Origin of the sequence: Neobacillus sp. GCM10027624 (assembly GCF_042675345.1) — a bacterium.
Taxonomy (GTDB): Bacteria; Bacillota; Bacilli; order Bacillales; family Cytobacillaceae; genus Neobacillus; species Neobacillus cucumis_D.
This window is the reverse complement of record NZ_JBHTHD010000003.1, coordinates 187,671-200,091: the sequence shown is the minus strand read 5'-3', so window position 1 is coordinate 200,091 and position 12,421 is coordinate 187,671. Positions and strand designations below refer to the sequence as shown.

Annotated in this window: 15 protein-coding genes; 5 read left to right on the top strand and 10 right to left on the bottom strand. The window is 37.9% G+C overall.

What is annotated here, in order from left to right:
- The first annotated feature begins 48 nt into the window (after positions 1 to 48).
- Complete coding sequence (locus ACFQZ9_RS05930) at positions 49 to 546, top strand: molybdopterin-binding protein (RefSeq protein ID WP_498942743.1); 498 nt, start codon at positions 49 to 51, stop codon at positions 544 to 546.
- Positions 547 to 586: 40 nt separating this feature from the next.
- On the opposite strand, the gene ACFQZ9_RS05925 is transcribed toward ACFQZ9_RS05930, so the two are convergent.
- On the bottom strand, positions 587 to 1,915 hold the full coding sequence (locus ACFQZ9_RS05925) for a PhoH family protein (RefSeq protein ID WP_026574747.1): 1,329 nt from the start codon (positions 1,913 to 1,915) through the stop codon (positions 587 to 589).
- A gap of 188 nt (positions 1,916 to 2,103) precedes the next feature.
- Between ACFQZ9_RS05925 and ACFQZ9_RS05920 the strand changes: the two genes are divergently transcribed.
- Positions 2,104 to 2,688 (top strand): YhcN/YlaJ family sporulation lipoprotein, encoded by a 585-nt coding sequence (locus tag ACFQZ9_RS05920; RefSeq protein ID WP_498942742.1) that lies wholly within the window; start codon positions 2,104 to 2,106, stop codon positions 2,686 to 2,688.
- Between the two features lie 17 nt (positions 2,689 to 2,705).
- On the opposite strand, the gene ACFQZ9_RS05915 is transcribed toward ACFQZ9_RS05920, so the two are convergent.
- The gene (locus ACFQZ9_RS05915) at positions 2,706 to 3,161 is read right to left on the bottom strand and encodes a pyridoxamine 5'-phosphate oxidase family protein (RefSeq protein ID WP_198311100.1); all 456 of its coding nucleotides are present in this window, start codon (positions 3,159 to 3,161) and stop codon (positions 2,706 to 2,708) included.
- Positions 3,162 to 3,312: 151 nt separating this feature from the next.
- Between ACFQZ9_RS05915 and ACFQZ9_RS05910 the strand changes: the two genes are divergently transcribed.
- Entirely contained in the window at positions 3,313 to 3,513 is a 201-nt protein-coding gene (locus ACFQZ9_RS05910) for a YlaI family protein (protein ID WP_026574744.1), read from the top strand.
- 1,456 nt (positions 3,514 to 4,969) lie between these two features.
- Here ACFQZ9_RS05910 and ACFQZ9_RS05905 read toward each other — a convergent pair.
- The 4 genes from ACFQZ9_RS05905 to typA form a co-directional block, all read right to left on the bottom strand.
- Positions 4,970 to 5,884, bottom strand: a complete 915-nt coding sequence (locus ACFQZ9_RS05905; protein WP_498942741.1) for a nuclease-related domain-containing protein — start codon at positions 5,882 to 5,884, stop codon at positions 4,970 to 4,972.
- Between the two features lie 149 nt (positions 5,885 to 6,033).
- Positions 6,034 to 6,339, bottom strand: a complete 306-nt coding sequence (locus ACFQZ9_RS05900; protein WP_498942740.1) for a hypothetical protein — start codon at positions 6,337 to 6,339, stop codon at positions 6,034 to 6,036.
- 15 nt (positions 6,340 to 6,354) lie between these two features.
- The gene (locus ACFQZ9_RS05895; RefSeq protein ID WP_198311098.1) at positions 6,355 to 6,669 is read right to left on the bottom strand and encodes a YlaH-like family protein; all 315 of its coding nucleotides are present in this window, start codon (positions 6,667 to 6,669) and stop codon (positions 6,355 to 6,357) included.
- Between the two features lie 94 nt (positions 6,670 to 6,763).
- A complete protein-coding gene (typA, locus tag ACFQZ9_RS05890) occupies positions 6,764 to 8,602 on the bottom strand; it encodes a translational GTPase TypA (protein ID WP_198311097.1) in 1,839 nt (612 codons plus the stop codon).
- 161 nt (positions 8,603 to 8,763) lie between these two features.
- On the opposite strand from typA, the gene ACFQZ9_RS05885 reads away from it, so the two are divergent.
- Entirely contained in the window at positions 8,764 to 8,949 is a 186-nt protein-coding gene (locus ACFQZ9_RS05885) for a YlaF family protein (RefSeq protein WP_133332566.1), read from the top strand.
- A 30-nt stretch (positions 8,950 to 8,979) separates the two neighbouring features.
- Here the strand turns inward: ACFQZ9_RS05885 and ACFQZ9_RS05880 are convergent, their stop codons facing one another.
- Together ACFQZ9_RS05880 and ACFQZ9_RS05875 are read right to left on the bottom strand one after the other, a co-directional pair.
- The gene (locus tag ACFQZ9_RS05880) at positions 8,980 to 9,777 is read right to left on the bottom strand and encodes an inositol monophosphatase family protein (RefSeq protein WP_198311096.1); all 798 of its coding nucleotides are present in this window, start codon (positions 9,775 to 9,777) and stop codon (positions 8,980 to 8,982) included.
- A 279-nt stretch (positions 9,778 to 10,056) separates the two neighbouring features.
- Positions 10,057 to 10,251 carry a YkzI domain-containing protein gene (locus ACFQZ9_RS05875; protein ID WP_198311095.1) on the bottom strand — a complete coding sequence of 65 codons (195 nt, stop codon included), beginning with the start codon at positions 10,249 to 10,251 and terminating at the stop codon, positions 10,057 to 10,059.
- Positions 10,252 to 10,433: 182 nt separating this feature from the next.
- Here ACFQZ9_RS05875 and ACFQZ9_RS05870 point away from each other — a divergent pair, with 182 nt between their 5' ends.
- Positions 10,434 to 11,066: a YktB family protein gene (locus ACFQZ9_RS05870; protein ID WP_498942739.1), complete on the top strand. Its 633-nt coding sequence runs from the start codon at positions 10,434 to 10,436 to the stop codon at positions 11,064 to 11,066.
- 38 nt (positions 11,067 to 11,104) lie between these two features.
- Here ACFQZ9_RS05870 and ACFQZ9_RS05865 read toward each other — a convergent pair whose 3' ends face one another.
- The gene (locus tag ACFQZ9_RS05865) at positions 11,105 to 11,377 is read right to left on the bottom strand and encodes a UPF0223 family protein (RefSeq protein ID WP_498942738.1); all 273 of its coding nucleotides are present in this window, start codon (positions 11,375 to 11,377) and stop codon (positions 11,105 to 11,107) included.
- A 33-nt stretch (positions 11,378 to 11,410) separates the two neighbouring features.
- A complete protein-coding gene (locus ACFQZ9_RS05860; RefSeq protein WP_498942737.1) occupies positions 11,411 to 12,370 on the bottom strand; it encodes an NAD(P)H-dependent flavin oxidoreductase in 960 nt (319 codons plus the stop codon).
- Between the last annotated feature and the right edge of the window lie 51 nt (positions 12,371 to 12,421).

The following is a 12,421-nucleotide window of genomic DNA, read 5'->3' as shown; positions in this document are numbered from 1 at the left end:
CTAAAAAAAAGTTATACTTAATTCGTTTAATGAACGGGGGTAAAAAAATTGGATAAAATTATTTTAGTTACAGGTAATAGTAAATATACGATTACGCTTGATCCAAGTGTATGGATTTTTGACGATCGCCGTATTGATTTAACTACCTATTTTTCTCAAGAAAAGGATGATAAGGATCCACTTGAAGAATATACGAAAGCTGTTTCAAAACATTGGGATCGCGAAATCATGGAAGGAGCTGTTTATCCACCGACCTTAAAGACTGAAAAGAAATATGAGAAAATTAAGATGTTAACAGGTACTTTTGGTATTCCACTAAAACCTTTTTTGCAAAATGCCGAGCCTAATCCAGATGCAACAATGGTGGTAGTGGAAACTTCAGAAGGGGAAATTGAATTTCCCCTTGAAGAGGCATTCGAGTTTATCCTCAAATTTTCTGAAGGCGGCAAGCCATTAACGTCTGATGGTCCAGTACATCTTTATTATGGAGATGGCTCAAATCAACACAATCCAATTAAAAATGTTAAACAATTTAATATTAAATAAAATAAGACGGGTGCTGTTTATTAAGCGCCCGTTTGTTTTTTTATAAAAGGTCTGCGGCAAGTCTTGCCAGCCCCGATCTTTCTCCTTTTAAAAGCTTTACATGACCTGAAATATCCTGATCCTTAAACTTTTCAACCACATACGTAAGCCCATTATTATAAGCATCTAAATAAGGATGATCAATTTGCTCCGGATCCCCCATTAATACGATTTTACTGCCCTCTCCAACCCGGGTTAAAATCGTCTTCACTTCATGCTTCGTTAAATTTTGTGCTTCATCAATAATGATAAATTGTTTTGGTAAACTTCTTCCCCGAATATAGGTTAAGGCTTCCACCTCAATCGAACCCATTCCGGCTAAAATCGCATCCAGTTCTCCCGGCTTTTTTGTATTGAAAAGAAATTCCAAGTTATCAAAAATAGGCTGCATCCACGGTCTAAGCTTTTCTTGTTTTTCACCAGGGAGAAATCCTAAGTCCTTTCCGACTGGTACAATAGGTCTGGCAACAAGGAGTTTTTTATATTCCCTAAAGTCCTCCGTTTGCATTAGACCAGCTGCAAGTGCAAGCAAAGTTTTCCCTGTCCCAGCCTTACCGATTAGTGTTACCAAGGTGATATCCTTCCGAAGCAGGAGTTCAATGGCCATCGTCTGCTGTACATTTCGCGGATGAATTCCCCATACATGCTCTTGATTTAAGACAAGTTTTTTTACCTTTTTGCTCGTTTTATCTACCATACCAATCGCAGACGCCGAACCTCCCAGCGCATCCTTCATGATCAGGAATTGGCTCGGATAAAAAGGATGATTAGCAATTTCCGAAAGATACAGTTCACCTTTTTCGTAAAATCTTCCAAGTAATTCAATCGGCAGAAAAACTTCGATAAATCCTGTGTAAATATGTTCAAATTCGACTACTCTGTCGTTTAAAAAATCCTCTGCATCAAGGCCGATTGCATCTGCTTTAACCCGAACTAACGCATCCTTGCTGACGATAATGACTGGCTTTCCATTTTCTTTTGTTTGTTCCTCCATATATAAATTCTTTGCAACCGCAAGAATTCGGTTATCATTTGTTTTTTCAATAAAAATATCCTGAAGTTCATGAAAGGAGCGATGATTTAATTCAATTCTGATCGTTCCCCCATTTTCCAGCGGGATTTTTTCATGGAGTTTTCCTGCCGCTCGCAGGCCATCAATTAACCTTGAAACCTGCCTAGCATTTCTACCAATCTCATCCATATACCTTTTCTTTGAGTCCACTTCTTCCAGAACTACTGCAGGAATGACCACTTCATTATCTTCAAATGAAAAAATGGAATACGGGTCCTGTAATAAGACATTTGTATCTAATACGTATATTTTACTCAAAGAGACGCCTCCCGCTTTTCTAGTTGTTTTGGCTTGTTTATGATTTTTCAACAAACCATGTTACCTGTACTACTTTGGTAAAATATATGTTATTTCGAATAAAGATAGAAGGAGTTATGCACAATAAATGTTAGTGAAATCATATAAAGTGAAATATTCCATCTATGTTTCCCGGAGGTGAAAGTGAAGTGAAGCAAATAGCAGCCGCCATTCTTTTAATATTCAGCATTGCCGGATGCTCCAATAATGAGGTTAATCAAAAACAGGAAAATAAATCATTAGTGAATGTTAAAAACAGTTATATTGAAAATGTCGACCGAAAAACCGGGCAGGAAATTTCTAAGCGACTAGTTGAACTGGCAACCAGTGTCCCGAATGTTAATGATGCCACTGCGATTGTCATTGGGCGGTATGCAATCGTAGGGATTGATGTGAATTCAAAATTAGAACGTTCACAGGTAGGAACCATTAAATATTCCGTCGCAGAAAGTTTGAAAAAAGATCCTTATGGTGCAAAATCCATTGTGGTGGCAGATGCTGATACTACGGCACGATTGAAGGAAATTTCCACAGACATCAATAAGGGCAGACCGATTCAAGGAATCATGGAGGAGCTGGCAGATGTTGCAGGAAGATTAATGCCTGAGGTTCCCGGAGATTTAATTACCCCAAATCCTAAGAATGCAACAGATGAACCGGGTAAGAATCTTTCTCCGGAAGAACAAAATAATCTCAAGCAGAAACAAGAAGAGCAGTCTAATCATAAAAAGTAAAAAAAGCTTAGTGCGAACTAAGCTTTTTTCATGGCATCCATCACTTGTTTGTCCAATCTGGCGGCAGCATCCTTGTCGTAGGTTTTATCATACTGGACTTCAGATACAATTTTTGAACCATAAAACATTACGTCTCTGACTTCGTTTATGGATACTTCAATCAACGCCAATTTCAAGGGAACATCCTGTAGTCTTTCTTCTTTAATAGAAGCAGTGCCTTGGATGGAATATGTAGATTCGTTGGCGATTAAATTAATGACGACTTGATTATTCTCACCGATATTCTGGATGATTCTTGAGCGATTATCTACTGCAAAATAAAGGGATTGCTCATCTTTTGCTAAAATCCAGGAAATTGCACTGACATTGGGTCCGCCAGTTTCGTAATCTATTGTTGCCAATGTTACGAACCTCTCTTTTTGCAGCTCATCGTAGAGGGGCTTAATTAATTTAGGTTCCACTAGGTTAGCCATGGTTACACCTCCTTTAAAAACAGTTATACTAATATTACTACTATCTATTTTTTTCATCAACTTTCTTACGCTCGCTTTTCTCTAAGCTTAATATGATATACTATAAAAATAAATAGCGGTCATAGGTCAGAGAGGTAATTAGGGGGTTAAAATGAGAGTAAAATGCGTAATTTGCGATAAGATAGAAAAAATTGAGGATGAAACGCTAGTAGCAAAACGGCTGCGTAATCGTCCAATCCATACATATATGTGCCAGGATTGCAGTATAAGGATAGCTGAAAGAACAAAGGCTAGGATTGACACTGGAAAATTTCGTTTTTACCGAGAACGACCAGAAAAGGATGATTGGTGAACCAATATAAGGATTAAAGTGATTTTCGGGTAATGCATTATTGATTTGACCAGAAAATTGTGCTCTTGCAGATAATGCAAGGGCTTTGCTTTTACCATTTTTTTCTTATCAAATCGATCTTTAGGGTAATGCAGAGGAGTTCCTTTTACCCTTTTCACGAAAAAACTACTCTCTTGGATAATGCAGGGCCGTTCCTTTTACCCTTTTCACGAAAAAATTGCTTTCTCGGGCAATGTAGAGCCGCTCCTTTTACCCTTTACATGATAAAAACACTTTCTCGGGTAATGCAGGGCCGTTCCTTTTACCCTTTTCACGAATAAACTACTCTCTCGGGCAATGCATCACCTTTCCTTTTACCCTTTTCATGATAAAAACACTCTCTCGGGCAATGCATCACCTTTCCTTTTACCCTTTTCATGATAAAAACTACTCTCTCGGGCAATGCATCACCTTTCCTTTTACCCTTTTCACGAAAAAACTACTCTCTCGGGCAATGCAGGGCCTTTCCTTTTACCCTTTTCACGAAAAAACTACTCTCTCGGGCAATGCATCACCTTTCCTTTTACCCTTTTCATGATAAAAACACTCTCTCGGGCAATGCATCACCTTTCCTTTTACCCTTTTCATGATAAAAACACTCTCTCGGGCAATGCATCACCTTTCCTTTTACCCTTTTCATGATAAAAACACTCTCTCGGGCAATGCATCACCTTTCCTTTTACCCTTTTCATGATAAAAACACTCTCTCGGGCAATGCATCACCTTTCCTTTTACCCTTTTCATGATAAAAACACTCTCTCGGGCAATGCATCACCTTTCCTTTTACCCTTTTCATGATAAAAACACTCTCTCGGGCAATGCATCACCTTTCCTTTTACCCTTTTCATGATAAAAACACTCTCTCGGGCAATGCATCACCTTTCCTTTTACCCTTTTCATGATAAAAACACTCTCTCGGGCAATGCATCACCTTTCCTTTTACCCTTTTCATGATAAAAACACTCTCTCGGGCAATGCATCACCTTTCCTTTTACCCTTTTCATGATAAAAACACTCTCTCGGGCAATGCATCACCTTTCCTTTTACCCTTTTCATGATAAAAACACTCTCTCGGGCAATGCATCACCTTTCCTTTTACCCTTTTCATGATAAAAACACTCTCTCGGGCAATGCATCACCTTTCCTTTTACCCTTTTCATGATAAAAACACTCTCTCGGGCAATGCATCACCTTTCCTTTTACCCTTTTCATGATAAAAACACTCTCTCGGGCAATGCATCACCTTTCCTTTTACCCTTTTCATAATAAAAACTACTCTCTCGGGCAATGCAGGGCCGTTCCCGTTACCCTTTTCACGAAAAAATTGCTCTCTCGGGCAATGCATCACCTTTCCTTTTACCCTTTTACAAATAAACTACTTTTCAGGGGTAATTCACCTTAGATACTCTTATATAATTTACTCAAAATATCTTAGATGCCTCTCCCCTACTGATATAAAGTTTGCCTTCAACACCCTCCGAACCATCTTTTTTGAAAACATTCCATTACACCATTCATAAACTGCACTAGTGGTAACCTTTCTATCCGGAAACATGAGTTTTATTTCTTTAATATTCCTTAAAATAGTAATTTCAACTTTTTCTTCATGACCACATTGACTACAAACACATTTGTTACCCTTAATATAAATAGAAAATGAATAGCACAGGGCACATGTTAAACCCTTTTTAACCCGTTCATAAGTATAGTGTGGTAACCGAGTATATGGAGAAATATTTCGATGCAACGAGATTAATTGTTCTGCAACCTTCAGATGGCGACCATTTAGTTTTGATGGAAGTTGATTTAATTTTTTCATAAAGGAATTAAGCTGAGTAGGAAAAATAATGGGCATGTTTACGTGGGCTTCATATAAAGTAAACTCGGGGTTTACAAAAACAACATATCCTTCAACAGGGAACTGTTTACCAATATTTTGGAGCAATTGGCGGAGGAGGGATTTACTACGTTTCAACTGATCAAGTGGGTTTTTTATCTCATTATTGGAAATAGTAAAAAACCCATCCTTTTTGGAATCGTAATAATGGTTTCCTTCATAATTCTTAACTTCCAATGTAAAAATGGTTTCTTGTGAAATAATAAGAGTATCAATTTGAAACACCTGATTATTCACCTCCAGACATAAGTCATTTATTATATATAGATCACTTTCAAGTTTTACAGTTAATTGGTCAAATATCACCTCTCCTTGATAACCTTTTTCAAGATTTAAATAGCGTCTTTTGTCTTGTAGGGATAATTCCATCCGGGTGTTTAATATTCTCATGACCAATAACTCAATTGATTCCGTACGTTGCTTTAATAATTGCATAACCAACTTCCTCTCTAAATAAAATGAGATATCAAATACATCTTATAAGAAAAATTCATGAGTAAGTAATTGTCTGTATGAACAATTTGTTAATGATTTTATGAATATTTTCAAATAAAAAAGAAGGTGTCAAAAGGACACCTTCTTTTTTATTCTTCTTCCTCTGCAGGGAAGTTGCAATATTTATCCGGTTCGTCATTAATTTGGTTTAGGATAACCTCAATAACTTCGCGGGGGAAACGCTGTTTCTTGCTTTCACCTTCTTGAAGAAAGGATACATAATACATGACATCATCTGTTGTAATCTCTATATCAACAAGATGATAATCAGAAATTAGAATCTCTTCGAAGAGGTCAACCGTCTCCTTAGCAGCCGTATCATCTGGACGGGCATCACTTACAACCTTAATCGTAAGCCAATTATATAATGCATCCTGCAAGGACTTCATTTTCATTTCCGTATCCCCCAATTACTTCACTTCTGCTTGATGTTTTTTCGATTGATGCAAGCGAATTTTATAAATAATCAAGATTAAAGCCGCAATGACAAGTCCCTCCGCAACAGGTAAAAAGATACCTAAAAAAGTGAGAAGGGTACAGCCGACACACAGAAAGATATAAATAACAATGGATTTACCCAAAGGAAGCTTTTTGGCGAAGCCGAGCTTATAGACCACAATCGATAAGGCAACAATTGTTAAGTATAAAAGCCACATACCTACTTTGGGCTGTTCCGTTACTTTATAAAGTGCGGCAAAAAATGAAAGACGTTCTGCAACATTCACACACAAAACCTCCTTTAAATCTATTTTTATCAGTGGTTTCGTTGGATGCTATAGTGTCCCTTACATTTTCTGCCACTGACAATTACTAAAAGGTTTAACTCATTTCAGCATATTTTTTCTTTTTAGCCATACGTTCCCGTTCGTTTTTATCAAGAATTTTTTTACGAAGACGGATAGATTCTGGTGTAACTTCACAATATTCGTCCTCATTTAAATATTCAAGTGATTCCTCAAGGGTCATAATTTTTGGCTTTTTAATGACCGAGGTTTGATCTTTATTTGCAGAACGGACATTTGTTGCTTGTTTTACTTTTGTAATATTAACGGTAATATCATTTTCACGCGTATGTTCCCCAACAATCATACCCTCGTAAATCTCAGTACCTGGTTCAACAAAAATCGTTCCCCGGTCCTCTACTTGCATGATACCATATGTCGAAGCTTTTCCTGATTCCATTGAAACAAGTACTCCTTGACGGCGTCCTCCTACTTGGCCTTGCAGCATTGGCTGATAGCTATCAAAAGTATGGTTGATAATTCCATATCCACGAGTCATAGTTAAAAATTCTGTTGTATAACCAATTAATCCACGTGCAGGAACATTAAAGATCAAACGAACTTGACCTGTTCCGTTATTGATCATGTCAATCATTTCACCTTTACGGGCACCAATGGATTCCATTACAGCACCTGTATGCTCTTCAGGAACATCGATTTGTACACGTTCAACTGGCTCGCAACGTACGCCATCAACTTCCTTGACGATAACCTCTGGTTTAGATACCTGAAGCTCGTAGCCTTCACGACGCATGTTTTCAATTAAGATTGATAAATGAAGCTCGCCACGACCTGAAACAATCCAAGCATCTGGAGAATCAGTATTATCAACTCGTAAGCTTACATCTGTTTGTAATTGGGCACGAAGTCTTTCTTCAATCTTTCTCGCCGTTAAATATTTTCCTTCACGTCCTGCAAAAGGACTGTTATTGACAACGAAGGTCATTTGTAATGTAGGTTCATCAATCCGTAAAACAGGTAATGCTTCCTGGTGCTCAGTCGGACAAACTGTTTCCCCTACGTTAATATCTTCCATTCCGGATACAGCGATTAAATCGCCAGCTTTTGCTTCTTGGATTTCTTGACGTTTCAAACCAAAGAATCCAAAAATCTTAGTAACACGGAATTGTTTAACAGATCCGTCTAATTTCATTAGGGCAACCTGTTGACCTACATGCATGGTCCCACGAAATACCCGTCCAATTCCAATTCTTCCTACATAATCATTGTAATCAAGAAGAGCTACCTGGAATTGCAGCGGTTCATCACTGTTATCAACTGGCGCAGGAATGTTTTCAACAATGGAATCGTACAAACATTGCATGTTTTCATCCTGTTGATGTGGATCCGTACTTGCTGTCCCATTAATGGCCGAAGCGTAAATAACAGGGAACTCAAGCTGGTCTTCGGTTGCATCAAGTTCTATAAACAAATCGATAACTTCGTCAATAACTTCTTCTGGACGGGCAAAATCACGGTCGATTTTATTTACGACAACAATTGGCGTAAGATTTTGCTCTAATGCTTTTTTTAGAACAAATCGCGTTTGCGGCATTGTACCTTCATAGGCATCAACGACAAGTAAAACCCCATCAACCATTTTCATGATACGTTCTACTTCTCCGCCAAAGTCAGCGTGTCCCGGGGTGTCAAGAATATTGATGCGAGTATCCTTATACTGAATTGCAGTGTTCTTAGCAAGAATGGTAATTCCACGTTCTCTTTCAAGATCATTTGAATCCATTGCACGCTCTTCAACATGTTCATTGGAACGGAATGTTCCGGATTGTTTTAACAGCTGGTCAACTAGGGTTGTTTTCCCGTGGTCAACGTGGGCAATTATGGCAATATTGCGAATATCTTCTCTTATTTTCAAAAAATTCACTCCTACCTCTATTCATAAAAATAAAGCTTATTATAGTTTTTCAAATACAACTAAAACATTATACCATAATTAAGGTGGAAACCTATAAAGAATTTATGTACAATAATAAAGATAAAGGAAATTAGTCTTGAAAATAACAGTGAGGGATTATTATGAAACAAATTAAATGGACTTTACTCTTATACGCAATCCTTGCTGCGGCATTGATTGCTGGTATCGGAGTTGCGATTGCTGAACAAAGTATCATTGGCACACTTGCCTGTATTATTGCCGTGATTTTAGTCATGGGAATGGGATTTAAAACAAAAAAAAGAATGCGTGAGAACGGTCAATTATAAAAAAGTGAGCCTGATTTCTCAGGCTCATTTTTACCATTTTCCTTCTTTTAAATAATCTTTTAAAATTGTTTGGTGAAGTCCAGGCTTTGCTACAAGAAGTGAATCCTTATTGAGGAAATCAAGCTTTTCTCCCCTTAAATTTGTTACGATTCCCCCTAATTCTTCTACGATTACGGCTCCTCCCGCAAAATCCCATGGGGATAGCCTCATCGAGATATAAGCATCCACCCGTCCTGTCGCTACATAGATCATTTCAAGTGCAGCCGTCCCATACGACCTTGTGCCCCGTGCATCCCTGACAAGTGGAATGAGTAAATTATGATCAATACGATGGTTTTTCATTACCCAAGTAGCATTTAATGCAATAATCGATTCTTGGACATTTGTCTCGCTTAACGCCGGGAGAACCTTATCATTCATATAAGCGCCCTTCCCTTTAAAGGCATGATATAATTCGTCATGGACTACATCATAAATAATCCCAATTCTCCCAATCCCTTTTTCATAAATTCCTAACGAAATGGCAAAATTCCGCTGCTGATGAATAAAATTCATTGTTCCATCAATCGGGTCAATCATCCAGGCAATTCCTTCTAAATCCTTTAATTCGTCACCAAATCCTTCCTCGCCTAAAATTTTGTGGTCTGGAAAGCTTTCTCTTATTTTCCCAATAAAAAATTGTTCAATTTCTTTATCCATATTCGTGACAAGGTCATTAGCATTTGATTTTGTTTGAATATTTAATGTCTGATCAAAGGATGATCTAATTCTTTCCCCGGCTTCTTTTACCCAAGTAAGTGCAAGCGTATAAATATTTTCCCAATTCATTTCGTCCCTCCAATGTTTATCGAATTTTCGCGTTGTATATCTAATGTATGTAGTATGAAACATCCAAAAAAAATTGATGTACTTATAGCTTAATCAAATTGCTTTAACACATCAACTTTGTTGTTCCATTTTTATACATTCGTGAATAGATTAACAAATGGAAGCAATAATAAACGAACTCCCATTTTGTCACTGGAGTTCGTTTTAGATAAGTTCGACTACTTTTCTATTTTGTATCATTCTTGTAGAGTTTCTCCTTAGAAGAAATACCTGTTTTAATTAAAGAGCTTTTAAACGTAAAAGTTCCTGGCGGATTTTTTCCAATTTCAGCTTACATTCTTTTATTTTCTTCTCATTTTTTTCCTCAATTGCTTCAAATAAAGTAGCCAGCTCATAGTCCATTTCCAATCTCAAATAGGCAGTTCTTTCTTTTTCTCCTGCTTTTTTAAGCGTTGTATTCATTAGTTGTTTCATGGTTCTCCTCCCTTTCACGATTGTTATTTACTAATTTTTCAGACTATTTTTTACTGTTATACTATGAGCCAACACGTAAGGATGTAACAAATTTGTGCGTTAACCCAGATAAGCAATAGATTTCTTCAAAAACCGCCAATATGCTACAATAGTGGACAAAGCTTATTGCAGGGGGTTGCAAAATGGAGTTTAAAAATTTTACAAATGAGGATTTTGATGTGTTCTTAATAGATGGTTTAGAAGCAAGAATGGAGGCGCTTAAGGAAACGATTCGTCCAAAGCTGGAGTTTTTGGGACAATATTTTTCTCCCCTATTAGCTGCCCTTACAGGCGATGAAATGTATGTTCATGTAGCAAAACACGCCAGACGAACAATCAATCCACCAAAGGACACGTGGGTGGCCTTAGCAAATAATGCACGCGGTTATAAGATGCTGCCTCATTTCCAAATCGGATTATGGAATACCCATTTATTTATTTGGTTTGCGGTCATTTATGAGTCACCACAAAAAGAGGTCATTGGTGAAAGGTTCACAAAAAAATTAAATAAATTATATAAAGAAACACCAAAAGATTTTGTTTGGTCTGTTGATCATACAAAACCGGAGACAGTTAAACACCAAGAACTGTCTAAAGAGGAATTACAATCATTTTTCCAGCGGCTCCAAACGGTTAAAAAAGCTGAACTCCTATCCGGCTTCGTAATGGATCGCGAAAAAGTTATTCAATTAAAACCTGAAGAGTTGCTTGAAGAAATCGAGACAGTATTTAAACAAGTTGCTCCATTATACAAACTCGCCGTAAATCACAAATAAGAAAAGCTCCTGAACACTTTGTTCGGGAGCTTTTCTTATTATGGCATAGAAATTTTAACACCTGTATCTGCTTCTTTGGCCTTTTTAACGGTCTGGTAGGAAGAATACCCGCTTGTTTCTTCAAATTCACCACAAATTTTCTTTTCCTCTGCCTTGCCTGGTACAATTTCTTTGAAGCGGCGATAAGCATTCATGATTTCATCACGGGAAATTCCCTTTTCATACGCCCCTTCAACCGCTTCAAAAAATTTTATTACATCCACGATTTCCTCTGTTGACCAATGATAGTCAATAGGATATTGGTACTCCATTCTATTCACCTGCTTACATCTCTCTGCTTTATCTTATTTTCCCCATTTTTTGCGAATTTGTTCCGAATCGGATATCATTCGTGAAAATAATTCCGCAACGGTGGGTACGTCCTTTATTAAGCCCATTACTTGACCGGCCCATGCAAATCCCTCGTCCTCCACCCCATCATAAATGTATCGAATATTCGCTGAACCGCTAATAAAGTCTTTTAGCTGCTCATAGCCCCCATCTTCTTTTTCGATTTCAAGTATTTTTTCTGTCCATGTATTCGCAATGGCTCTTCCCGGACTGCCTAGGGAACGCTTGATCACAACAGTATCTGCTTCATTTCCCTCTACTATTCTTTGCTTATATCGTTCATTCGCATGAACACATTCCTTGGTTGCTATAAATCTTGTTCCCATTTCAATCCCTTCTGCCCCTAGACTAAGTGCAGCCATTAATCCTCTTCCATCACCTATTCCCCCGGAAGCAATGACAGGAATTGAAACAGCATCGACAACTTGTGGAATTAAGACCATCGTACCGATATCATCTCTCCCAAGATGCCCTCCTCCTTCTTGACCAACAACCATGACCGCATCCGCACCAAGTTCCTCTGCTTTTACAGCCTGCCTTCTTGCTGCAACAAGGACTAAGGTTTTAATTGAAGTTCCTTTTAGCTGTTCAAAAATAGGTGCAGGATTCCCTCCTGTCATTGAAATGACTGGTACGTCTTCCTCAATGGCAACCTGTAAGAAATCCGTAAAGGATCTTCCATGCTGCCCAATAGCAAAGTTAACACCAAATGGTTTGTCTGTCAGCTGTTTAACTTTTCTAATTTCTTCTCTTAGTTTTTCCGGGTGTCCAAGTGACATAGCCGTAATTTGCCCGAGACCGCCGGCATTTGAAACAGCTGCAGCAAGTTCTGAATAAGCTAGGTATGCTAGCCCTCCTTGGACAATTGGATATTGAATATTGAGTAAATCAGTGACTCGAGTTTGCCAATTCATTCGTACCCCTCCAATAACTCATTGCTGTTTATTTCTACTTTAAAGGGTAAT

Excerpts from the sequence above, each read along its gene's own strand:
- ACFQZ9_RS05885 (WP_133332566.1), top strand. The coding sequence starts at position 8,764 with ATGAAACAAATTAAATGGACTTTACTCTTATACGCAATCCTTGCTGCG.
- ACFQZ9_RS05880 (WP_198311096.1), bottom strand. The coding sequence starts at position 9,777 with ATGAATTGGGAAAATATTTATACGCTTGCACTTACTTGGGTAAAAGAA.
- ACFQZ9_RS05865 (WP_498942738.1), bottom strand. The coding sequence starts at position 11,377 with ATGGAGTACCAATATCCTATTGACTATCATTGGTCAACAGAGGAAATC.
- ACFQZ9_RS05875 (WP_198311095.1), bottom strand. The coding sequence starts at position 10,251 with ATGAAACAACTAATGAATACAACGCTTAAAAAAGCAGGAGAAAAAGAA.
- ACFQZ9_RS05915 (WP_198311100.1), bottom strand. The coding sequence starts at position 3,161 with ATGGCTAACCTAGTGGAACCTAAATTAATTAAGCCCCTCTACGATGAG.
- ACFQZ9_RS05900 (WP_498942740.1), bottom strand. The coding sequence starts at position 6,339 with ATGAAAATGAAGTCCTTGCAGGATGCATTATATAATTGGCTTACGATT.
- ACFQZ9_RS05910 (WP_026574744.1), top strand. The coding sequence starts at position 3,313 with ATGAGAGTAAAATGCGTAATTTGCGATAAGATAGAAAAAATTGAGGAT.
- ACFQZ9_RS05870 (WP_498942739.1), top strand. The coding sequence starts at position 10,434 with ATGGAGTTTAAAAATTTTACAAATGAGGATTTTGATGTGTTCTTAATA.
- ACFQZ9_RS05860 (WP_498942737.1), bottom strand. The coding sequence starts at position 12,370 with ATGAATTGGCAAACTCGAGTCACTGATTTACTCAATATTCAATATCCA.
- ACFQZ9_RS05905 (WP_498942741.1), bottom strand. The coding sequence starts at position 5,884 with ATGCAATTATTAAAGCAACGTACGGAATCAATTGAGTTATTGGTCATG.